This is a genomic window from Jiella endophytica (genome assembly GCF_004519335.1).
Classification (GTDB): domain Bacteria; phylum Pseudomonadota; class Alphaproteobacteria; order Rhizobiales; family Rhizobiaceae; genus Jiella; species Jiella endophytica.
Map to the genome: position 1 here is coordinate 1 of NZ_SOZD01000017.1, position 22,192 is coordinate 22,192.

At 67.5% G+C, this 22,192-nt stretch carries 19 protein-coding genes; 10 read left to right on the forward strand and 9 right to left on the reverse strand.

Going from position 1 to position 22,192, the window contains the following annotated elements:
• Positions 1–403: 403 nt before the first annotated feature.
• Positions 404–1,372, reverse strand: a complete 969-nt coding sequence (gene egtD, locus E3C22_RS23830) for an L-histidine N(alpha)-methyltransferase (RefSeq protein WP_134764393.1) — start codon at positions 1,370–1,372, stop codon at positions 404–406.
• A 1-nt stretch (position 1,373) separates the two neighbouring features.
• Entirely contained in the window at positions 1,374–2,672 is a 1,299-nt protein-coding gene (gene egtB / locus E3C22_RS23835) for an ergothioneine biosynthesis protein EgtB (protein ID WP_245515172.1), read from the reverse strand.
• 451 nt (positions 2,673–3,123) lie between these two features.
• On the opposite strand from egtB, the gene E3C22_RS23840 reads away from it, so the two are divergent.
• Positions 3,124–4,563, forward strand: a complete 1,440-nt coding sequence (locus E3C22_RS23840) for an MFS transporter (RefSeq protein WP_245515173.1) — start codon at positions 3,124–3,126, stop codon at positions 4,561–4,563.
• Between the two features lie 25 nt (positions 4,564–4,588).
• Here E3C22_RS23840 and E3C22_RS23845 read toward each other — a convergent pair whose 3' ends face one another.
• On the reverse strand, positions 4,589–5,371 hold the full coding sequence (locus tag E3C22_RS23845; protein WP_134764394.1) for an HpcH/HpaI aldolase family protein: 783 nt from the start codon (positions 5,369–5,371) through the stop codon (positions 4,589–4,591).
• 437 nt (positions 5,372–5,808) lie between these two features.
• On the opposite strand from E3C22_RS23845, the gene E3C22_RS23850 reads away from it, so the two are divergent.
• Positions 5,809–9,192 (forward strand): autotransporter domain-containing protein, encoded by a 3,384-nt coding sequence (locus E3C22_RS23850; protein ID WP_134764395.1) that lies wholly within the window; start codon positions 5,809–5,811, stop codon positions 9,190–9,192.
• Positions 9,193–9,366: 174 nt separating this feature from the next.
• Here E3C22_RS23850 and hslV read toward each other — a convergent pair whose 3' ends face one another.
• Complete coding sequence (gene hslV, locus E3C22_RS23855) at positions 9,367–9,933, reverse strand: ATP-dependent protease subunit HslV (RefSeq protein ID WP_134764396.1); 567 nt, start codon at positions 9,931–9,933, stop codon at positions 9,367–9,369.
• Between the two features lie 211 nt (positions 9,934–10,144).
• On the opposite strand from hslV, the gene hisB reads away from it, so the two are divergent.
• The 3 genes from hisB to hisH are packed head-to-tail and all read left to right on the forward strand — an operon-like array spanning position 10,145 to position 12,109.
• A complete protein-coding gene (hisB, locus tag E3C22_RS23860; protein ID WP_134764397.1) occupies positions 10,145–10,753 on the forward strand; it encodes an imidazoleglycerol-phosphate dehydratase HisB in 609 nt (202 codons plus the stop codon).
• Positions 10,754–10,775: 22 nt separating this feature from the next.
• Positions 10,776–11,453, forward strand: coding sequence for a DUF2628 domain-containing protein (locus tag E3C22_RS23865; protein ID WP_167591890.1), 678 nt, complete (start codon positions 10,776–10,778; stop codon positions 11,451–11,453).
• Positions 11,454–11,455: 2 nt separating this feature from the next.
• Positions 11,456–12,109, forward strand: coding sequence for an imidazole glycerol phosphate synthase subunit HisH (gene hisH, locus E3C22_RS23870; RefSeq protein WP_134764399.1), 654 nt, complete (start codon positions 11,456–11,458; stop codon positions 12,107–12,109).
• A 78-nt stretch (positions 12,110–12,187) separates the two neighbouring features.
• Here the strand turns inward: hisH and E3C22_RS23875 are convergent, their stop codons facing one another.
• Entirely contained in the window at positions 12,188–13,258 is a 1,071-nt protein-coding gene (locus E3C22_RS23875) for a M42 family peptidase (RefSeq protein WP_134764400.1), read from the reverse strand.
• A 243-nt stretch (positions 13,259–13,501) separates the two neighbouring features.
• Between E3C22_RS23875 and E3C22_RS23880 the strand changes: the two genes are divergently transcribed.
• The 4 genes from E3C22_RS23880 to E3C22_RS23895 all read left to right on the forward strand — a co-directional run bounded on the left by E3C22_RS23880 (position 13,502) and on the right by E3C22_RS23895 (position 17,158).
• Positions 13,502–13,966 (forward strand): CYTH domain-containing protein, encoded by a 465-nt coding sequence (locus tag E3C22_RS23880; RefSeq protein ID WP_134764401.1) that lies wholly within the window; start codon positions 13,502–13,504, stop codon positions 13,964–13,966.
• Between the two features lie 21 nt (positions 13,967–13,987).
• Positions 13,988–14,965 carry a CHAD domain-containing protein gene (locus E3C22_RS23885; RefSeq protein ID WP_134764402.1) on the forward strand — a complete coding sequence of 326 codons (978 nt, stop codon included), beginning with the start codon at positions 13,988–13,990 and terminating at the stop codon, positions 14,963–14,965.
• A 164-nt stretch (positions 14,966–15,129) separates the two neighbouring features.
• Positions 15,130–15,915 carry a DeoR/GlpR family DNA-binding transcription regulator gene (locus E3C22_RS23890; RefSeq protein ID WP_134764403.1) on the forward strand — a complete coding sequence of 262 codons (786 nt, stop codon included), beginning with the start codon at positions 15,130–15,132 and terminating at the stop codon, positions 15,913–15,915.
• Between the two features lie 46 nt (positions 15,916–15,961).
• Positions 15,962–17,158, forward strand: coding sequence for an MFS transporter (locus E3C22_RS23895; RefSeq protein WP_134764404.1), 1,197 nt, complete (start codon positions 15,962–15,964; stop codon positions 17,156–17,158).
• Positions 17,159–17,167: 9 nt separating this feature from the next.
• Here E3C22_RS23895 and E3C22_RS23900 read toward each other — a convergent pair whose 3' ends face one another.
• The gene (locus E3C22_RS23900) at positions 17,168–18,916 is read right to left on the reverse strand and encodes a tetratricopeptide repeat-containing sulfotransferase family protein (protein WP_134764405.1); all 1,749 of its coding nucleotides are present in this window, start codon (positions 18,914–18,916) and stop codon (positions 17,168–17,170) included.
• Positions 18,917–19,017: 101 nt separating this feature from the next.
• Positions 19,018–20,637 carry a GMC family oxidoreductase gene (locus tag E3C22_RS23905; protein WP_134764406.1) on the reverse strand — a complete coding sequence of 540 codons (1,620 nt, stop codon included), beginning with the start codon at positions 20,635–20,637 and terminating at the stop codon, positions 19,018–19,020.
• 209 nt (positions 20,638–20,846) lie between these two features.
• Here E3C22_RS23905 and E3C22_RS23910 point away from each other — a divergent pair, with 209 nt between their 5' ends.
• Complete coding sequence (locus E3C22_RS23910; protein WP_167591891.1) at positions 20,847–21,389, forward strand: retropepsin-like aspartic protease family protein; 543 nt, start codon at positions 20,847–20,849, stop codon at positions 21,387–21,389.
• A gap of 37 nt (positions 21,390–21,426) precedes the next feature.
• On the opposite strand, the gene E3C22_RS23915 is transcribed toward E3C22_RS23910, so the two are convergent.
• Both E3C22_RS23915 and E3C22_RS23920 read right to left on the reverse strand, forming a co-directional pair.
• Positions 21,427–21,645 carry a SlyX family protein gene (locus E3C22_RS23915; protein ID WP_134764408.1) on the reverse strand — a complete coding sequence of 73 codons (219 nt, stop codon included), beginning with the start codon at positions 21,643–21,645 and terminating at the stop codon, positions 21,427–21,429.
• Entirely contained in the window at positions 21,642–22,103 is a 462-nt protein-coding gene (locus E3C22_RS23920; RefSeq protein WP_134764409.1) for an acyl-CoA thioesterase, read from the reverse strand. Before E3C22_RS23920 ends, E3C22_RS23915 begins: the two co-directional genes overlap by 4 nt.
• Between the last annotated feature and the right edge of the window lie 89 nt (positions 22,104–22,192).

Sequence of the window (22,192 nt, forward strand, 5' to 3'; positions counted from 1 at the left end):
CGTCGCCAGACTGCATCCCGACAAGACCCCCATGCGACGAAAACTCCTCAAGGCCGGATGGGACGAAAGCTTCTTCTTCGATCTCATTCGCCATATGCGATAGACCTGCCCGCAAGGGGGGAGATCGGCAGCGTTTGTCGGAATTGCCCTATCAAAAGTCTCCTCTGGCTCAGCCGCCATAACGAGCAGCGTCGTATCAGAACGACCAACGGCGTCTCAGCAGCCTGATCTCCCCCCTTGAGGGGGAGATGCCGGCAGGCAGAGGGAGGCGCCTGGACACCATCCCAACAGCGTTCTCCAAGACGAAGGGCGCCGGCCCGACCGCGCCGATGCAGGTACGGCGGATATCGCCGCACACCGCCTGGCGGATCGAATGCAGCACTTAAGCCGGATTTCGAAGCCTCTACCGCACCACCAGCCCCATCACGGCGAACAGCTTTCTCTCGTCGGTCCAGAGCGTCTCGATCCGCCAGCCGGCAGCCTCGGCGAGCGCCGACAGACTGTCGACGTCGTATTTTCGCGAGTTTTCGGTGTGGATCGTCTCGCCCCGGTCCAGCCGGAATTCCCGACCGTCGATCGCAAATTGCACCGGCGCCTTCGCCACCAGATGCATCTCGATCGCCGAGCTCTCGGCGTTCCAGCGGGCCTCGTGGACGAAGTCGTCGACCGGAATGTCGGCGGACAGTTCGCGGTTGATGCGCCTGAGGATGTTGAGGTTGAACGCCGCCGTGACGCCCACCGCGTCGTCATAGGCGGCGACGAGGGTCGCAATGTCCTTCTTCAGGTCGCAGCCGATCACCGCCACCCCGTCCGGGCCGACATGCCGGCCCACGCGCTTCAGGAACGCCGTCGCCTCGCCCCGGTCGAGATTGCCGATCGTCGAGCCGGGGAAGAAGCCGCCCCTTCTGCCGGCCCCGCGGCCGGGTTTCGGCAGATCGCCTGGCAGCTCGAAATCCTCGGTGAAGTCGGCGGTCACCGGTTCGACAGCGAGACCCGGAAACCGCGTCCTGATCCGCTCGGCGGAGGTTTTGAGGAAATCGCCGGAGATGTCGATCGGCACGTAGAGTCGCGGGCGCGCCAGCGCCGCCAGCACGATCTCGGTCTTGATGCCTGCGCCGGCGCCATATTCCAGAACCACCGCCCTTTCGCCAAAGAGGCCGGCGATCGCTTGCGCATTGTCGGTGAGGATCGCCGTCTCGGTGCGCGTCGGATAATATTCCGGCGCCCGGGTGATCTCCTCGAAGAGTTCCGAGCCGCGATCGTCATAGAGCCAGCGGGCCGGCAGAGTCTTGCCGACCTTGGAGAGGCCGGCGATCACGTCGCGGCGGAACGCCTCGCGCTGCAGCGCTTTCGTATCAGTCCTGTCGAGCATCTCAGGCGTCCTCCGCCAGTCGCAGCCCGGAGAACTGCCAGCGGGCATCGGGCGGGAAGAAGTTGCGATAAGTGGCGCGGATATGGCCTTCCGGCGTCACGCAGGAGCCGCCGCGCAGCACGAACTGGCCGCACATGAACTTGCCATTGTATTCGCCGACGGCGCCTTCCACCGGCTTGAAGCGCGGATAGGGCGAGAACGGGCTGCGGGTCCATTCCCAGACGTCGCCGAACATCTGGCGGAGTTCGCCGGCGCCCGGCTCGGCGGGCTTCGGACGCAGCCGCCCGGAACCGGCGAAGTTGCCGTCCAGGGGCAGGCCGGCCGCGGCGTTCTCCCATTCGAACTCGCTCGGCAGCCGCTTTCCGGCCCAGGTGGCGAAGGCGTCGGCCTCGAAATAGGACAGGTGCGTCGCAGGCGCGTTGCGGTCCACCGGCTGGGCGCCGCGCAGCGTCATCGTCCAGTATTCTCCGTCCTTCTCCTGCCAGTAGAACGGCTTGTCCCACTTGTTGGCGAGAATGTCCGCCCATCCGGCCGAGAGCCAGAGCAGCGGATCGCGATAGCCGCCATCCTCGATGAAGGCGATGAACTCGCCGTTGGTCACCGGCCGGTCGGCAAGGCGATAGGGCTCGATCAGCGCCTTGTGCCGTGGACCTTCGGAATCGAAGGCGAAGCCCCTGCCGCCATGACCGATCTCGACGATGCCGCCGTCGAAGGAGACGAAATGCGCCTCGCCCGGCTCGGCCCCGACGCCGAGCGGCTGCGGATCGCGGTAAGCCGGCTTCAGAGGGCTCTGGGCGAAGAGATGCAGGATGTCGGTGAGGAGCAGTTCCTGATGCTGCTGCTCGTGATGGCAGCCGAGCTCGACGAGCTCTTCGACCTCGGGCGACGCACCCGCCTCGAGCAGCCGCTCGATCGCCCCGTCGACATGGTCGCGATAGGCATAGACGGTGTCGAGATGCGGCCGGGTGACCATACCGCGGCGCGGCCGCGGCTGCCTTTCGCCGATCGTCTCGTAATAGGAATTGAACAGGAAGTTGAAGCTGTCGTCGAAGATCTCGTAGCCGGCAAAATTCGGCTTCAGCACCATGGTCTCGAAGAACCAGGTGGTGTGGGCAAGGTGCCATTTCGCCGGGCTCGCGTCCGGCATCGACTGCACCGTCGCGTCGGCGTCGGAAAGCGGCGCGCCGAGCGCCCGGCTCGTCGCCCTGACATGGCGATAGCGCTCGGAAACCGGCGATGCCTCGGTCAGGGCGCCGGGTGGCAGGGTGTCCTGCATCTGCGGGCGGGAAAGCGGTGCCATATCGAACCTCCTCGGTTCATTGCTGCGCTCGCGTTGCATCCTTCGGATGACTGACGATCGCGGGAGGCCTGGACGTAGCCCGCCGCCACGGCCTGACAACCGTGTTCACAAATGTTCTACCCGACATCGCGCATTCGTGAGGGCGTGTCCCCGTGGGGGTTCATCGGATATGGCCTGGCAAGAATGATCCCTGCGCCAATCGAATTGGAACGGCTGTTCGCCAACCGCCGGATCGCAGACCGCCCGGCCGGCAAGCGACCGGGGCGGCTCCGGACGATCGGCGAAAGGGTCCCGAAGGGCGCCGGCTCCCTTGCCCGCGGGCGCCATCGTCCTCCATAGGCTGTTCGGCATCGCCACGCTTCGAGGATTTATCTTGACCGACAACGCCCCTCCGGCCGCCGGATCGCCGGCCCCGCACGAAGCGCCGGGTATTTCGGGAGTTCCGGGAGCCTTGGGCGAGCCGGATCCACGGCGCTGGTTGACACTCGCGGTGCTGCTCCTCGCCGGCTTCATGAATCTGATCGACGTCACCATCGTGAATGTCGCGATCCCCAGCCTGCGCGACGATCTCGCCGCCTCCAGCGCCGAGATCGAATGGGTGGTCGCGGCCTATATCGTCGCCTTTGCGCTGGGGCTCCTGCCCTTCGGCCGGCTTGGCGACGTCGTCGGGCGCAAGCTGATGTTCCTCCTCGGCGTCGCCGGCTTCACCGTCGCCTCGATGCTTTGCGGCGTCAGCCCGACGATCGACGTGCTGGTGGTCGCGCGGGCGCTGCAGGGCCTCACCGGGGCGATGATGATGCCGCAGGTGCTGGCGCTGGTGCAGGTGACCTTTCCGCCGCAGGAGCGCGGCTTTGCCTTCTCCTTCTTCGGCGTGACGGCGGGGCTCGCCTCGGTCGCCGGGCCGCTCGCCGGCGGCGCGCTGATCTCCGCCGATCTCTACGATCTCGCCTGGCGGCCAATCTTTCTCGTCAACCTGCCGGTCGGCCTGTTCGCCGTTATCGCCGGTTGGCGGCTGATCCCGCGGGCGGAACCTGGCAAGCGGCAGGTGATCGATGCCGGCGGCGTGCTGCTGGCCGCCGCGACGGTCTTCGCGGTGATCATCCCGCTGGTCGAGGGGCGGGAGCTCGGCTGGCCGCTTTGGTGCTTCGCGCTGCTTGTCGCGGCGCTGCCGCTCGCCGTCGGTTTCGTCTTCTGGGAGCGGCATCGGGCAAGGCGCGGCGCCTCGCAGCTTCTGCCGATCAGCCTGATCTCCAACCGCAATTTCCTCGTCGGGCTGGCGATGGCGTCGACGCTCTTTGCCGGCATCCCGGGCTTCTTCTTCGTCGTCGCGATGGTCCTGCAGGTCGGCTTCCACTATTCGCCGCTGGAATCGGGGCTCGCCACGGTGCCCTTCCCGGTCGGCGTGTTCATCGCCTCCATCGTCTCCGGCCGCTTCGGCTCGCGGATGGCGCGGGCGCGGCTGATGACCGGACCGCTGATCCTGACGGCGGGGATGGTGACGCTCTACCTCGTCGTCGGCCGGATCGCCGACAGCATCAGCGCCACCAGCCTGATCCTGCCGCTGTTTCTGTCGGGCCTCGGCCTCGGCATCACCATCGCACCGCTGTTCACGACGATCCTCACCGTCGTCGAGCCGCGGGACGCCGGCTCGGGCTCCGGAGCGCTGCAGTCCTTCCAGCAGATCGGCGGGGCGCTGGGCGTAGCGCTCGCCGGCGAGATCTTCTTCTCGACCCTCGCCGGATCGACCACCGCCTCCGGCTATCGCGACGCCTTCACAGCGGCGCTGATCTATCAGGTCGCGATCTTCCTGACGCTCGCCTTCCTGGCGAGCCGGCTGAAGGTGCCGGGCACCCGCCGCCACACGCCGGCGCCCGTCGTCGCCGAGGGATAAGGAAAGACTTGAGACCGGTGGCGCGCTATCGCCGGGTGCCGGTGAGCTCCCGCCAGCGCGACACCGTGCCGGACGCGGCCGCAGCGAGGAGCCGGGTGTCGCCGGAGACCGTCGTCAGGTCGAAGCCCCAGCCGATCGCCTCGGCGGCATAGTCCGGCGCGCCGCAATGCAGCCCGGCCCGCTTGCCGTGGGCCTTGGCGACCGAGGCGATGCGCCTGATCGACGCGACGAGATCGGGATCGGTCGGGTCGAAGCCGGGGGCGAGCCGTCCGTCCGTGGTGCCGAGGGCGAGATCCGAAGGGCCGACATAGAGGCCGTCGATCCCGGGCGTCGCGGCGATCGCCTCGACATTGTCGAGGCCGGCACGGGTCTCGATCATCGCGAAGGCCAGCACCTCGTCATTCATCGCGACGCCGTAGCCGGGATGGGCGAAGGCCGCGCGGGTCGGGCCGTAGCTGCGGGTGCCGCGTGGCGGATAGCGCATGTAGCTGGCAAACTCGGCGGCCTGGTCGCCATTGTCGATCATCGGGCAGATGATCGCCATGGCGCCGGCATCGAGCGCCTTCATCACGATGCCGGGCTCGCGCCACGGCACCCGGACGACCGGCGTCACCGGAAATGCCCGCATCGCCTGAAGCATCGGCAGCATGGCCGAATAGTCGAGGGCGCCATGCTGGAGGTCGATGGTGAGGCTGTCATAGCCCTGCCCCGCCATGATCTCGGCGACGAAGGGGCTGGCGATGCCGAGCCAGCCGTTGACCGCCGGCCGCCCCTCGCCCCAGATCTCGTTCAGCCGGTTCGTCGCCATGGTCTTCCTCCCGTTCTGAAGGCCGGACGAGCGGACCGTTCTTGGTCCGCCGGCATGCCGACCCGCCCGAGCAACATGTCGCGCTCGGCGCCTTTCGCCAATGTCGAGCCGGCAAAGTGAGGGGCCCATGATCGCAAGCTGCGGCTTTTCCGGCCGAAGCGATCGTCCGCTCCCGGCCGCAAGCCTGCATTTCGAAACAGCGTCGACACAACCATCGGAAGCATGACGCCAAAGGTTGCAACGGCAACGATGTTCACGGGAGTTTCGTAAATAAGCGTTACTAAAATGTGGCAGCACCGAGGCAGCTGAGTGCCCCGCTGCATCCGCACCGAACATCATCAAGCGTCGGCTCGATCGCCGGTCGCCGCGGCCTGCCGTGGCGCGGGGCCCATGGGGAACAAGGCCCGCGAGAGCGATCGATCGACAGGGGGACGATCATGATACGCAGCCGCTTTGCGAGCCTTCTCTTCGTCGGCACGTCGCTCGCCGGAATGCCGGCACTCGCCCAAGAAATTCCGACGTCGCCGCCGGCGGACTTTTCCAACGGCCGCACGCCCGACGACCCGTCGGACCTGCCTTATCTGATGGACTCCTACGTCGAACTCCTCCTCGACGATCCCGACGTGATGACGCAGAACTACGACTACGTCGTCACCGCCACGCAGAACCGCACCGACGAGCAGACCCTCGCGGCGATCCACGACGACCGGACCAACCAGCAATATTCGGTGATGAACGGTCTCGGCGTGCTGACCTCGATCGTGATGACCGGCACAGGCGCCTCGGCCGACGGCACGACGCCGGCAAGCCTGACGCCGACCACCTATGCCGATGCGACGATCGCCGACTACGAGGCCGACATCAACTATCTGAACGGCGCGTCCTGGGGCACCACCACCTTCGCCGACGGCACGGCGACGCCGCTCGCCTCGGCCGTCACATTCATCCAGGACATCGTGCGCGCCGATGCCTCGACCGAGCCGTCGAAGCGCACCTTCGACCGGCTGATGGAGAACAACGACACCTATCGCCAGTACGAGAGCCAGTACCAGGACTACAATGTCATCTCCAATCCGGACGCCCTGACAACCGAGGATACGGCGGACTTCATCATTCCCGCCTATCTGTCGAACTACGACGTGCCGGAGGAATACGGCACCGTCGAGAACTGGGTGCGCGGCTTCACCGTCACCCAGGAGATGATCGACGAGAATGGCGGCGAGCCGATCACCGTCGAGGGTCTCGGCCTGTGGACGGACGGCGTCTTCACCCCCGCCACCTTCGGGGTCGGCGACTACGTGCCCGGCATCGGCACCTCGCCGCGGCCCTATCGCGTCAGCGACAACGTCGCCGTGCCCGAGCTTCTCGAACAGGTCGCCAACACGACCAACCCCTATGCCGACGGCTCGATGCCGAGCGGCCACACCTCCTCGGCCTGGACCGAGGCCCTCGGCCTCGCCTTCCTCGTCCCGCAGGAGATGCAGAGCCTCGTCACCCGGGCGTCCGAACTCGGCGAAGACCGCATTCTCGCCGGCGAACATTCGCCGCTCGACGTCATCGGCGGCCGCATCATCGCCGAGGCGATCGCGGCGACCAACATCTACGACGCGCTCTATGACGACGAGGGAAACCGCCTCGACTGGACCGATCCGGCCAATGAAGAGGCCTATGCGGTCTATACCGCCTATACCGAAACCCAGGCCTATATCGCCGAGGCCTGCGGCACCGCGACCGTCGACGAATGCGTGGCGCTCGGCGGCGACGGCACCTCGGTCGCCTACGGCACCGCCGAGGCCAACAAGGCGGCGTTCCTCTACCGGATGACCTACGGCTTCGAGGCGACCAGCGAGCCCTATCGCATGGCGGTTTCCGACGTGCCCGTGCAGGCGCAGGTGCTGCTGCTCACCCGCTTCCCATACCTCACCGACGAGCAGCGCCTCGAAGTGCTGGCCTCGACGGCCCTCGATGCCGACTACCCGCTGATCTCCGGCAACACCTATGACGGCTGGGGCAAGCTCAACCTCTACGACGCGGCCGACGGCTACGGCTATTTCGAGAACGACGTCACCGTCACCATGGATGCCAGCCTCGGCGGCTACAACGCCGCCGACACCTGGGCCAACGACATCGCCGGGCCCGGCGGCCTCGTCAAGGACGGCACCGGCAAGCTGACGCTCTCCGGCCAGGACACCTATACCGGCGACACCGTCGTTGCGGGCGGCACGCTCGCCATCGACGGCTCGATCGTCTCGAATGTCCGTGTGCAGCGGCGCGCCGTCCTGCGCGGCGTCGGCGTGATCGGCGGCGGCGTGACGGTCGAGGACGGCGGCACGCTCGCGCCCGGCAACAGCCCGGGGACGCTGACCGTCGCCAATTCGGTGACGCTGTCGGACGGCGCAATGAGCGAGTTCGACATCGACGGCACCGGTACCGAGATCGGCGCCGGCAACTATAGCCGCCTCGAACTCGTCGGCGAGGACAGCATCTTCACCGCGGATGGCGAACTGATCCCGCTCCTGCGCGGCATCACGGGCGACGCCACCAACAGCTACACGCCGGACATCGGGACGCAGTTCCAGATCGTCGTCGCCGAAGGCGGCGTTGCGGGCAGCTACGACAGCCTCACCCAGCCGGACGGGCTCGCCGACGGCACCCGCTTCGATACCATCTACGGATCGAACGACCTTCGCCTGGTGGTCACCCCGACGGCCTACGAGGACTATGCCGCGAGCGGCAATGCCGCCAATGTCGCCGAGGCTCTCGATGCCGGCCGGCAGGCGGCGGGCATCCGGCTCGACGACGATGCCGCGAGCCTCTACGACGCGCTCTACGCGCTTTCGGCCGCGGATCTGCCGGCGGCCCTCGGCGACCTTGCACCGCAGGCCTATGGCGACGCGCTGCTCGTCAACCGCGACAGCTGGTATCTCGGCAGCGATGCGGTCAACCGGGCGATCGAGGCCCGCCGTGGCGGCGTCGTCGATCCGACCATGCAGAGCGCCGCACAGCACGGCATGACCGCCTGGCTCACCGCGCTCGGCCAGAAGGCCTCGATCGACTCCGATCCCGCCTCCGGCTACGACCAGACCCTAGGCGGCCTGATCGTCGGCCTCGACGGCGAGATGGGCGACGGGTTCCTGCTCGGCGCCTCGCTCGGCTACGTCAATCTCGACGCCGATCTCGACCAGGGCGCCTCCTTCTCGGGCGACTCGCTGCAGGGCCGGATCTACGGCAGCTATCGGCGCGGCATCGCCTTCGTCGACGGCCAGTTCGGCTTCGCCTATACCGACGGCGAAGTCGACCGGGGCGTCGCCGGCTTCGGCGGCATGCACGGCGACGCCGACTCGACGTCCTTCGGTGGCGAGATCCGCACCGGGCTGCGCTACGGCGACGAGGCCACCAGCTTCGAGCCGAGCATCGCCCTGCGCGGCGTCAGCGTCCAGCTCGACGGCGCGACCGAGAGCGGGCCTGCCGCCGTCAGCTTCGACGACCAGAGCTTCGACAGCCTGCAGTCGGTGCTGGCGCTCGGCGTCAGCCACCGCATCGCCCTTGCCGACGGCATGAGCCTGACGCCCGCCGCACGGATCGGCTGGAGCCACGAATTCTCCGACACGGACGGCGCCGTCACGGCGGCCTTCGTCGGCGCGCCGGGCGCCTCCTTCGAGACGGTCGGTGCCTCGATCGGGCGCGATGCCGCCCTTGTCGGGGTCTCGGCGGAATTCGCCAATGGCGGGGCGGGAAGCGTCTTCGCCAGCTACGAGGGCGCCTTCGCCGAGAATCAGAGCTCGCACAGCGTCACCGCCGGCCTGAAGTTCAGCTGGTAACCGGAGATGGCGGCGGAGGGCGGCCTGCCTTCCGCCGCTTCAGACGGTCGAAAGCCGTGGCTCTCTCGACGGGCCGCGGCTTTTTTCGCATTCCGGCGAGCAGGCAAGACGACGGCCAACCGCTCACACTGCAGCCGTTCCCAGCCCGACCGAGTCAACGAAGAGGGGGCGCGATCACGCTGCCTCGTCGATCGCCTCCACCACCACATTGTCGTTGGTGTAGATGCAGATCTCGGCGGCGATCTTCATCGCCTTGCGGGCGATCTCCTCGGCCGACAAGTCGGTGTCGGCAAGCGCCCGCGCGGCGGCCAGCGCATAGTTTCCGCCCGAGCCGATCGCCATCAGCCCGTGTTCGGGCTCGAGGACGTCGCCGGTGCCGGTCAGGGTCAAGGTGACCGTCCTGTCGGCGACGATCATCATCGCCTCGAGCCGCCTCAGATAGCGGTCGGTGCGCCAGTCCTTGGCGAGCTCGACGCAGGCGCGCATCAGCTGGTCGGGATATTGTTCGAGCTTGCCCTCCAGCCGTTCGAGCAGCGTGAAGGCGTCGGCGGTCGCACCGGCGAAGCCGGCGATCACCTGGCCGTTCTTGCCGATGCGGCGAACCTTCTTCGCATTGCCCTTGATCATCGTATTGCCGAGGGAGACCTGGCCATCGCCGGCGATCACCACCTTGCCGCCCTTGCGGACGGTGACGATGGTGGTGCCGTAGATCTTCTCCGGATCGTGCTTCTCGAAATTCATGGCAGTTCCTTGCAATCAGGGGACGGTCCGTCGAGCCGCGGCGGCGGCCCTTCGTCCGTGTCGCCTCCCATGTGGGCGCGCGATCCCCGGTTGCCAAGCGACGACAGGCCGGCAGCTTTCGCGACGGTTTTGCGACAGGCGGCTTCCCACGGATCGCGATCCAGCGTAGAAGCCAGACGAAACAGCCATTCCGTGTTCAGGGGCAGGGGACATGGTTCAAACCGCCGGGCGGCGCGACGCGGTGGTCGAACGCGCGACGAAGGAAACCAAGGTCAGGGTGAAGGTCGATCTCGACGGCACGGGCCGCGGGACGATTTCGACTGGCGTCGGCTTCTTCGATCACATGCTGGAACAGCTCTCGCGCCACTCGCTGATCGATATGGAGATCGGCACCGAGGGCGATCTGCACATCGACGACCACCACACGGTGGAGGACACCGGCATCGCCATCGGTCAGGCGATCCGCCAGGCGCTGGGGGACCGGCGCGGCATCCGCCGCTACGCCTCGCTCGACCTCGCCATGGACGAGTGCCTGACCCGTGCGGCGATCGACGTCTCCGGCCGGCCCTTCCTGGTGTTCAGGGCCGAGTTCAGCCGCGCCAAGATCGGCACCTTCGACACCGAACTGGTGCGGGAATTCTTCCAGGCGCTGGCGCAGAATGCCGGGCTGACGCTGCACATCGAGAATCTCTACGGCGCCAATGCCCACCATGTCGCCGAGACCTGCTTCAAGGCCGTGGCAAGGGTTCTCGGCGACGCCATCCAGATCGATCCGCGCCAGGCCGACCTCGTGCCCTCCACCAAGGGGATGCTCGCATGAGGTCCCCGGAAAGCGCGCGGCCATGACCCGCTACCTCGTCTTCGAACCACCCGAGACCATCGAGCCGAGCGGCGCGGCGGTGTTCCTGCGCGACCGCTTCTCGTTCTTCGCCTTCTTCTTCACCTTCCTGTGGATGTTCCGCTACGGGCTGTGGCTGTCGGGCGTGGTGACGATCGCCGCCTTCATCGCCCTCAACCAGCTCGGGACGGTGGAGGGCTTCGAGTGGAGCGCGGCGCTGATCTCGCTCCTCTTCGGCGTGCTGATCGGCCTCGAAGGTCCGAGCCTTCGGGCGTCGAAACTCCGCCGCAAAGGCTGGAACGAGGTTGCCGCCTTCGAGGCTCAGAACACCGGCGAGGCCGAGATCATCTACTATTATTCGGCGCCGGCGGCCCTTTCGCCGCCGCCACCACCGCCCCTGGACGACATCGAGGTGATCGACGAGGACGCCGTCACCGAGCCGGATGAGCCCAAGGAGCCGGAAGAGCTTGCCAGACCGACGCAGCTGATCGCGTCGCGCAGCGGCGATGACGACCGCTCCGCCGCAAGCGAGACGACTCCGGCGAACGATGCCGACGACCGCTTCGCCACGGAGATCGAGCGCACCGCGCGGGTCGAGGGCTGGGCCGAGCGATGGGACCGGCCGGGGGCCGAATATGTCCGGCTGCCGGGGGTGCGCCGCAAGCCCGTCGGCCGGCTCTGACGATGGAAGACGTCGCGATCATCGACTACGGCTCGGGCAATCTCCGCTCGGCGATGAAGGCCGTCGAGCGCGCCGCGCGCGAGGGTGGCCACGACGTGCGCGTCCTCCTCACCGAGGATCCGGCCGTGGTGCAGGCCGCCGACCGGGTGATCCTGCCCGGCGTCGGCGCCTATGCCGACTGCCGCGCCGGCCTCGACGCCGTGCCGGGCATGGTCGATGCGCTGAAGGAGGCGGTCGAGGCGAAGGCCCGGCCGTTTTTCGGCATCTGCGTCGGCATGCAGCTGATGGCCTCGCGCGGGCTGGAAAAGACCGTCACCGAGGGCTTCGGCTGGATCCCCGGCGACGTCGTCCGGATGGAACCGGACGATCCGGCGCTGAAGATCCCGCAGATCGGCTGGAACACGATCGCCGTCTCGAACGACCATCCGCTGCTTGCCGGCATCGAGACCGGGCCGGACGGTCTGCACGCCTATTTCGTCCACTCCTATCACCTTGCGGCGACGGATCCGGCGATGGTCGTCGCCACCACCGACTACGGTGGTCCGGTCACGGCGGTGGTGGCGCGGGACAATTTTGCCGGCACGCAGTTCCATCCCGAGAAGAGCCAGACCCTCGGCCTGAAGCTTCTCTCCAACTTTCTCGGCTGGAGGCCCTGACCGGGCGCCTCGTCCGGGGCCGGCGCGGCTTGCCCTCAACGGTCCATGCTCACCGCCCCCGGAGCGCAGACCTGACGGTCAGCCGTTGCGGTGACCTGCGACGAGGGTTTGCGCCAGCACCTTTGCGAAGGCGTCGAAGCCGTCCCGGTGAACGAGTTCGAAGCCGTGGGTGTTCTGGGTCGGCATGCAGATCACCGCCGCCTGCGGCTTCAGCCCGTCGGAGATCGCGGCGCTGGCATCCGAGGCGAAGAATTCGAGAAGGGCCAGTTGGAGGCCGATGTTCTCGCACTCCGCGGCATCGCGGATGTCGTCGATGAGCTTCGGGCTGTACAGACCCTTCTGGTCACCGAAGGAGAGGATCGGCCGGGCATCGAGCACAGTGTCGTATTCCGGAGCGACGGGACCAACCTCCAGCGCGATCATCTGATGACCGGGGAGCGTGCGGGCGGCGTATTTGGCGCCGCCATTCGTTACCTCCTCCTTGGTCGAGCAGACATAGTAGACGTCGCGGGTCATCTCCGCCCGCCTGTCGCGGATCGACCGCATCGCCATCAGGCCGGCGAGCATCAGCGCCCGGTCGTCCATGAAATGGGCCCCGAGCAGTTCACCGACCTCGATCAGTTCGCGCTCGACGACCGAAAGAACCACACGGGTACCGGCATGGACGCCGGATTCTGCCAGCTCCTCGCGCGACATGCCGGTGATGATGTAGCAATTGTCCCACTGCGCGCCGTCGCGGCGAATGTCCGCCATGTCGGCGGAATGGTTGGTGCGGTGGAGCGAGCCGAGGGAGAGGACGCCCTGCAGACATTCCCCGTCGGCGAGGATGTCGACGGCGCACTGGCCGAAGGAAATCGGCAGATCGCCGCCGAGATTGGTGATGCGCAGCGTGCCGTCGGGCTCGATCCGCTTCACGATCATCGCGATCTCGTCCATGTGGGAGATCGCGATCACCGGTTCTTCGCTGGGGTTCTCCGCCTTCAGGACGGAGACAAGATTGCCCGCCGGGTCGACCCACACCTCGTCCATCACCCGTTCGAGTTCCGGCCTGAAGCGCAGCGTCACGTCGCGCTCGTCGCCGGATGGACCGCGCGTCTTGACGAGGTCGAGAAGCAGCTGGCGATCGTCCTTCGACAGAGCGGCGTTCATGATGGGTCCTTCCGTTCAGGCATGGTTTTCGATGAAGCGGCCCGCTGCGGAACAGCGGGCAGGCCGCCAGCTATGGTATCGACCAGGGTCTGACAGCCCCCCGGGCCGTGGCAAATTCCGCAAGCCGCCTATCGGCCGGCGGAACCGGAACGGATCCGCCCGGCTTTGACGGAACGGCCGGGCCGGCCGATGGTTGGGAAGGGAGCCGGATCGGCGACTCTCGCCAAGCGGACGGAGCCAGCGATGGGCCAGGAAATCGAGCGCAAGTTCATGGTGTGGAACGACGGCTGGCGGGACGCGGCGGAACGCTCGATGCGCTTCACGCAGTTCTACCTCTTTGCCGGCGAAGATCGCTCCTGCCGCGTGCGGATCACCGACGACGTCTCGGCGCGGCTGACGCTGAAGACCGGCCGGGGCATCAGCCGCGGCGAATTCGAATGGGACATCCCGCTTTCCGATGCGAAAGCCCTGCGCGAGGCGGCGATCGGCACCGTCATCGACAAGACCCGCCATCTCGTGCCGAACGGACCGCACGTGATCGAAATCGACGTCTATCACGGCGCCCTCGAAGGACTCGTCGTTGCGGAGATCGAGCTTTCGGCCGAAGACGAGGCCTTCGAACGGCCGGATTTCCTTGGCAGCGAGTTGACCGGCGATCATCGCTATCTCAATCAGAGCCTCGCCCTTCATGGGCGCCCCGAAAACTGACCCTCGCGAAGGCATGACGCGTTGGCTTATCAGATCCGCCCATCCCGCCCCCTCGACGCCGAATTCCGCAAGGTGGCGATCGCCCAGATCGACCGGGCGCTCGCCGACCTTCGCCGCGAAGAGGGCGACATCGACGCGGCGATCCACGAGGCCCGCAAGCGGTTCAAGAAGCTGCGCGGCCTCGTCCGGCTGATCCGGCCGGCCGACGCGGAACTCTATGCGGCGCTCAATGCCAGCTTTCGCGAGGGCGCCGGCGGCCTGTCGGGCGCGCGCGACAAGGCCGCGCTGATCGAGGCGCTGGGCGATCTCAACCGACATTTCGGCGAGGAACTGTCCGGTGACCCGCTGGCTTCGGTCAGGGAACGTCTCGTCGCCGAGCGCGACGCCGCATCCGCGAAACCGGAGGAGATCGCCGGCGCGGTGCGTCGCGCAATCGGCGCCCTCGAACAGGCGCGGCCGCTGATCGAGGCCTTCCAGCTCGGCGGCGGCAAGCGGGAGATCAAGCGCGCTGGCCGGGTGCTCGGCCGCGGCGCCGGCAAGACCCATGGTCGCGCCCGGCAGGCGCTGAAGCGCGCGGAGAAGTCCCGCGAGGCGGACGACCTGCACGAGTTGCGCAAACGGGTAAAATATCACTGGATGCACCTGCGGCTCCTGTCGCCCGCCTGGCCGGAGGCGTTCAAGCCGGCCGTCGACCTTGCCAAGCAGATCGCCGACGACCTCGGCCGCGATCACGACTATTCGGTGCTGCGCGGCGAGATCCGGCAGGAACCGGCAGCTTTCGGTGATGAGGCGACCCTCTCGTTGCTGATCGCGCTTCTCGACCGGCGCCAGAGCGAACTGCGCGAGACTTCCCTGTCGGCCGCCCGAAAACTGCTTGCCGAGGAAAGCGACGCCTTTGAGAGGCGGATCGAGCGGCTCTACCGGCTGGCGGCACAGGAAGGCGAACGGGACGCCGCGATGCCCGCCGAGACGGCCGAGGCGGAGCGTCGGGTGGCTTGATCGGCGACATCCGTCGGAATTTCGGATGAAAGGACGGACCCTTTAGGTGACGCATTGGCTGGAGGGTGGTCGGAAGCGCGACAGTCCGCCTTTCGCTTTTGCGAGCGATCGTTCTTGCCGATTTATTCCGAATCATGCATGAACGCGCAAGACATGCATCCGGGATGGAACAAATGCTCAGCCGTGAACGACAGGCGCTGATCGCCGAACGGCTTACGCGCGACGGAAAGGTGCTCGCCGGCGAACTGGCCGCGGGCTTCGCCGTGTCCGAGGACACCATCCGCCGCGACCTGCGTGAAATGGCGTCGGCCGGGCTCTGCGAGCGGGTCTATGGCGGCGCGCTGGCCTGCCGCCCGGCGCCCCTCCCCCCGACGCTGGCCGAACGGCAGGCGATCGGATCCCGGCGGAAGGACGATCTGGCCCAGGCGGCCGCGCCGTTCATTGCCGATGGGACGACCGTCTTCATCGATGCCGGCTCGGCCAATCTCGCGCTGGCCGCGCAACTGCCGGCCGAGCGCCGCTATCACGTCGTCACCCACTGCCCGGCCATCGCCCTGGCGCTAGCGCCGCGGCCGCGCCACCGGGTGACGCTGATCGGCGGCCGCTACGATCCGGAGACCGGCGCATGCCTCGGCGTGCAGGCGCTTGCCGAGGTCGAGCGCCTGCGACCGGACATCCTCGTCCTCGGAGCCTGCGGCCTCGATGCCGAGGCGGGCGTCACGGCCTTCGATCCGGAAGACGCCGCGATCAAGCGCCACCTGGCCCATGCGAGTTCGACGGTGCTGGTGCTGGCGACGGCGGAGAAGCTGCGCACCGCCGCGCCCTTCGCTGTGGTCCCTGCCGAAACCGTCGGCCGCGTGGTCACCGAAAAGACGGCCGACGGGGCCGCGCTCGCAGCCCTTGCCGAAAAGGGCGTCGCCATCACCCTCGCCGATGCGGGCCGCCGCTGAGCGCCACCGCAGCCGCCAATCCCAACGCCGATGTCCGGACCAGACCATGTCGCTCGCCCTGCCCTTTGCCCTCGACCGCTTTCCGCCGGCCCGCCGCGCGGTGGCGCTGGCCTTTTTCGTCAACGGCTTCGGCATCGGCAGCTGGGCGCCGGAAGTGCCTGTCCTGGCGGCGCGGCTTGCGATTACCGAACAGACCATCGGGCTTCTGATCGTCGCCTTCGGCCTCGGCGGCGTTCTCACCATGCCGCTGATCGCCCGGGCGATCGGACGGGCCGGCTCGCGCCCGCCGCTGCTGATCACCCATCTCCTCGGCGCCCTTGCCTTTCCGGTGCTGATCCTTTCGCCGGACCTTTTCTGGGCGTTTGCGGCGATCTTCGTCTTCGGCGCGATGTTCGGCGGCATGGACGCGGCGATGAACGCCAATGCGATCACGCTGGAACGGCACATGGACCGGGCGATCATGTCGTCGAGCCACGGCTTCTGGTCGGTCGGCGGCTTCGTCGGGGCGGGCTTCGGCGGGCCGATCATCGCCGCCTTCGGGCCTGCCGGCCATGCGGTCGTCGTCGCGGCGGTGATGCTTCTCTGCTTCGCCTTCGTCCGGCGCATGGCCCGCGACGACCGCGACAGCGCATCCGCGGCCGACGCAAGGCCCGTGACCGGCGGACGCAAGGTGAGAGACACCGCCGGGCTCCTCGGCGCGGCGGCGATCGGCGTCTTCGCGCTCCTCGCCATGCTCCCCGAAGGCAGCGCCATCGACTGGAGCGCGCTCTATCTGAGGCAGGAACTTGGCGCCGACACGGCGACGTCGGGCTTCGCGCTGGCCGGCTTTTCCGCGGCGATGGCGACCTTCCGCTTTTTCGGCGATGACATCCGCAACCGCCTCGGCGCGGTGAACACCGTGCGGCTCTTCGCCTTCGTCGCCGCCTGCGGGCTGGTCATCGCCGGCCTTGCCGGACACATCGCGATCGCGATCATCGGCTTCGCGCTGACCGGCGTCGGGCTTGCCAACATCGTGCCGATCGCCTTTTCCGCCGCCGGCAACGTCAAGGGCCTGCCCGACGGGACGGGCATCTCGATCGCGACGGCCATCGGCTATTCGGGCGGGCTGATGGCACCGTCGGTGGTCGGCTTCATCGCCGAGCATGTCGGCCTGTCGACGGTCTATCTCGGCATGGCCGGGCTGCTCGCCGTCATCCTCGCGCTGTCCGGCATGATGGCATTGGCCGACCGGGAGACCGGCTGAGCGCCTCGATCAGACCACCGGCAACGGCCTCTGAAGGATCTCCAGCATCGGCGAAAGATGCGCCTGATAGGCGCGCCAGGCCTCGGAGCTGCCGCGATACATCTTCTGGCGCACCTGCCTCGCGCTCGCCGTTCTAACGACGCGCTCGGTCGCGTAAAAATCGAGGCAGGCCGGCTCGTAGGCGAGCCCGCAATGGGCGATGAGCGCCCGCGTCTCTGCCTCCTGATTCTCGGTCAGAGCCTCGTAATCGAGCTCGTAGATCGCGCCCGGCATCTCGGCGTGCCAGAAGCCGAGCAACGCGTCGTGCAGCCGGTGGAACCGCGCGACATCGGCAAGGTCGAAGCAGAAGCCGAGACCGTCGTCGGAGAAATTGTGCTTGAAGTTGGAGAGGCAGACCGCTTCCGGCCGGCGCGACATGTGGATGATGATCGCCTCCGGTAACGCCGCACGAATGACGCCAGCCCAGAGGAAATTGACCGGCATCTTGTCGGTGACGAGCGGCCTGTCGGTCTCGAACCCTGCGAGGAAGCCCATATAGCCGGCGCGGATGGCGGTGAGCGCCTGCCGCCGGACCTCGACATCGGGCGAGGCGAGGAGCGGCAGCGCAGGACGAACAGCCTTTTCGAGCACCGAGAGTTCACCGGCGCCGAACACCGCCGAATGGCTGGCGAGGATCTGCTCGGCAAGGCTGGTGCCCGAACGCGGCATGCCGGTGACGAAGACCGGCCGGTGGGCGAGCCGCTCTTCCGGATTGAACCATTCCGCGGCGTCGGCGAGCCGTTCGCGATGGAGCGCGGCGATCGTCGCGACCAGTTCCTCGTGGACGGTGATGTCGTAGCCGATCGCCGCCTTGCGAAGCCGGTTCGCCGCCAGGAACACCGGAAAGGCCCGCTCGGTCTCGCCGAGGTCGTCATAGGCCTTGCCGAGGGCGAAGCCGAGGATCATCCGGTCATAGGGCGAAAGCTCGTCGCCCGCCCACCAGGCCTCCATCCGGGCGATATCCGGATCGGCGCCGGTGAAGGTCTGGACCCGGCCGAGATTGAGCCGCGCGGCGATATAGTCGGGAATGATGGCGAGCGCCTTGCGGAGGCTCGCCGCTGCCTCGTCGATGCGGCCGAAGCGTTCGAGACAGAGCGCCCGGGCGTTCCAGGCGATCGCATGGTCGGGCTTGAGTTCCAGCGCCCGGTCGTAGGCGGCGAGCGCCTCGCCGTCGCGGCCGAGCCCCGACAGCGCGTCGCCGCGAAAGGTCAATGCCTCGGCCTCCTCGCCGCGCAGCGCCAGCGCCCGTTCGAGATGGGGCAGTGCCTCGGCGTGGCGGTCCTGGCGGACCAGCAGCTCGCCGAGGCTGCGATGCACTTCGGCATAGTCCGGCTGGAACTGGAGCGCGTTTTTCCAGGCAGCTTCCGTCGCACCGACATCGCCGAGCGCCTGATGGGCCGCACCGACGAGATTGTGGATCAGCGCGGCGGCCGGCGCCGCCCTGAGCAGCGCAGCGCCGATCCTGACCACCTCGGCGAAGTCGCCGGCATGATAGCGGGCGGCGAGCTTGACGATTTCCGCCTGCAGAAGGACGGTCCCCTCGCCGGCATTTCCGGCGCGTCTGGCGATCGCGTCGACCTCGCCGATGACGCGGCGGTTGCCGGGAAAGCGTTCGAGCACCTGGTTGCAGACGACAAGGGCCTTCTCGACCTCGCCCTTCTTCACATGGCTCTTCACCTTCCGGATCGCCTGGTCCGGCGACAGGGCGGCTGCGGTCATCGGCTCACTCCGCTCGGCTCGGTCCCACCGCACAACGGCAGTGGCCTGGATCAGGCCAGAAAGCAGATGCGGCTTGTCCGAAACCGGGCCGGGGCGGTGCGTCAGCGGGATTTTGCGTCCTGAAGCATCATCTCGGCGCCCTTGTCGGCGATCATGATGGTCGGCGAATTGGTGTTGCCGGAGGTGATCGACGGCATCACCGAAGCGTCGATCACCCGGAGCCCGTCGACGCCCCGCACCTTAAGCCGCGGGTCGAGCACCGCCATCCTGTCGTCGTCGGTTCCCATCTTCGCGGTGCCGACGGGATGGAAGATCGTCGTGCCGAGATCGCCGGCCGCAACCAGCATCTCTTCGTCCGACGCGACATGGGCGCCGGGCTTGTATTCCTCCGGCCGGTAGGGCTCCAGCGGCTTCTGGAAGACGATCCGGCGAGCCCATTTGAGCGAATCCACCGCCACCCGCCGGTCTTCCTCGGTCGACAGATAGTTCGGCCGGATGTCCGGCTTGTCCTCGGCCAACGGCCCAGTCATGTGGATCGAGCCGCGGCTCGTCGGGCGCAGGTTGCAGACGCTGGCGGTGAAGGCGGCAAAGCGATGCAGGCCATGGCCCCAGTCGTCGAGGGACAAAGGCTGGAAGTGGAATTCCAAATTGGCGGTGGCGTATTCCGGCGAGGATTTGACGAAGGCGCCGACCTGGCTCGGCGCCATGGTCAGCGGGCCTTTGCGGAACAGCGCATAGTTGACCCCCATCATCGCCCGGCTGACAAGGTTCCAGTATTCGGTGTTCAGCGTCTTGATGCCGTTGACCTTGTAGATCGGCCGGATCTGCAGGTGATCCTGAAGGTTCTCGCCCACCCCCGGCAGATCGGCGACGACGTCGATGCCATGGCCGGAGAGGCGGCTGCCGTCACCAATGCCGGAGCGCTCGAGGATCAGCGGCGAGCCGACCGATCCCGCCGAAAGCACGACCTCGCCGCGCACGAAGGCGCGCTTAGTCTCGCCCTCCTTGCGATAGACGACCGCGGTGACCCGGCCACCCTCGATCTCCACCCTGTCGACGGAGATGCCGGTCTCGATCTTGAGGTTGTGCCGCGCCATCGCCGGCTTCAGGAAGCCGCGCGCGGCGCTCCAGCGCCGGCCGTTCTTCTGGTTGACCTGGAAATAGGACGAGCCGGTGTTGTCGCCGGTGTTGAAATCCGGGATCTTCGGCACGCCGGCCGAAGCTGCCGCGTCGCGAATACGGTCGAGGATATCCCATTTCACCCGCGGATGCTCGACCCGCCATTCGCCGCCCGCGCCGTGGAATTCGTTTTCGCCCTCGACGTGGTCCTCGACCCGCCGGAACACCGGAAGCACGTCGTCCCAGCCCCAGCCGGAAAGGCCGAGCTGGCGCCAGTGGTCGTAGTCCGCCGCCTGGCCGCGCATGTAGATCATCGCGTTGATCGCCGAGGAACCGCCGAGCGTCTTGCCGCGCGGATAGGCGAGCGAGCGGCCGTTCAGCCCCTTCTCCCCGGCGGTGCGGAACATCCAGTCGGCGCGCGGATTGCCGATGGCGAAGAGATAGCCGACCGGAATGTGGAACCAGATCCAGTCGTCCTTGCCGCCGCCTTCGAGCAGCAGCACCCGGTTCCTCGGATCGGCGGACAGCCGGTTGGCGAGCACGCAGCCGGCCGATCCCGCTCCCGCAACGACGTAATCGAAGGTTTCGACGCTGTCAGCCAATGTTTCCTCCCCCACTGACCAGCACCGTGCATAGCCGCTGGCATCCGGGAAGGCAAAGACCGGATGACGTCTTGGGCCCGGCAGTCGCCGGGGCCACTATGCCGCGGAAAGCCGCATTTCCTGAAAGATCGCGGCAGAGCCTTTACCCGGCCGCAACCCATAGCATGCGAGGCTCACAATCGGTTGCGCGGCAAGGAGCGGAACGCGGCATGATGCAGAACCACCTGATCTTCCTGGCGCTCGCTTCGGTGGCGGCGCTCGCCGCGCCGTCGCTGTTCGAGCGCTACCAGGCGGAGATCATGTCGGCGCAGCCGGAAAGCCTCGATGCCGGGCCGAAGGTGGTCGAGGCCGCGGCACCGGTTCGCCCTGCCCCCGCCCTCATGCGAGAGACCCGCATTCCCGGCGACCGCTCCGGCCATTTCAGGGCGAACGCGGTGATGAACGGCCGCTCCGTCCCGGTCATCGTCGACACCGGAGCGAGCACCGTCGCCCTCGACGAGGACACCGCCCGCAATCTCGGCATCCGTCTCGCCGCGAGCGACTTCGTCTACCCAGTGCAGACGGCGAACGGCGTCACCCGTGCCGCGAAGGCTGAGATCCGCGAGATCGCCGTCGGCACGGTCTCGGTGCGCAATGTCGAGGCGATGGTGATCCGCGACGCCGCTCTGCCACAGTCGCTGCTCGGCATGAGCTTTCTGCAGCGGCTCGCCGGCTATTCGGTCGAGGACGGCGCGCTGACCTTGCGGGAATGAGACGTCAGCTTGCGTGATCCCGCGTTGACGGCCGGACTCAGTAGTGCGGCGGCTTGGCGGCTTCCGGCTTCGGCAAGACGTCCTCCACCGCGCCGAGCCTTTCGCCGAGCGCCTGGGTCAGGTGCTGCAGCCGCTCGATCATCCGGAAGGCGCGGGTGAGTTCCTCGGAAAGCTCCTCAATGGTGCGCGCCTGGTGCGAGACCATGACTTCGAGGTCCTCGATCCGCGGCCCGGTGCCTTCGTTCGTCTCGCTCATAGCAGTATCTCCTCGAATTTCCGCCGCCTCGCCTCGCTGATCGCCACGGGCCGCCGCGTCGCCCTGTCGACGTTGACGTGGACGAAGAAGCCCTCCGCCGCCGCCGCCTGTGCCTCGCCGCCAAACAGCGCGATCTCGTAGCGCACCGACGAGCGGCCGAGGCGGCTGATCCCGATCCCCGCTGTCACCGGGTCGGGAAAGGCAACTTCCCCATGGTAGCGGCAACCGGTCTCGACCACGAGTCCGATTTCTTCGCCAGACTGAAGATCGAGCAGGCCGGTCTCGATCAGCCAGCCGTTCACCGCGCTGTCGAACAGGGAATAGTGGACGACATTGTTCATGTGGCCGTAGATGTCGTTGTCGGCCCAGCGCGTCGTCAATGTCCTGAACAGGCGGAACTGCGATCGCGTCCTCGGCGCCTCGCGCGCCGGCCGGCGCTCCCTGTCGCTCTCTGCCATCCGTTTCTCCTCCCCCGCCCGTTGCCGGTTGGCTATGGCCTTCACAGGTTTGGCTGACTACTGTGGCTGAAACAACCATGGAAGCCCAC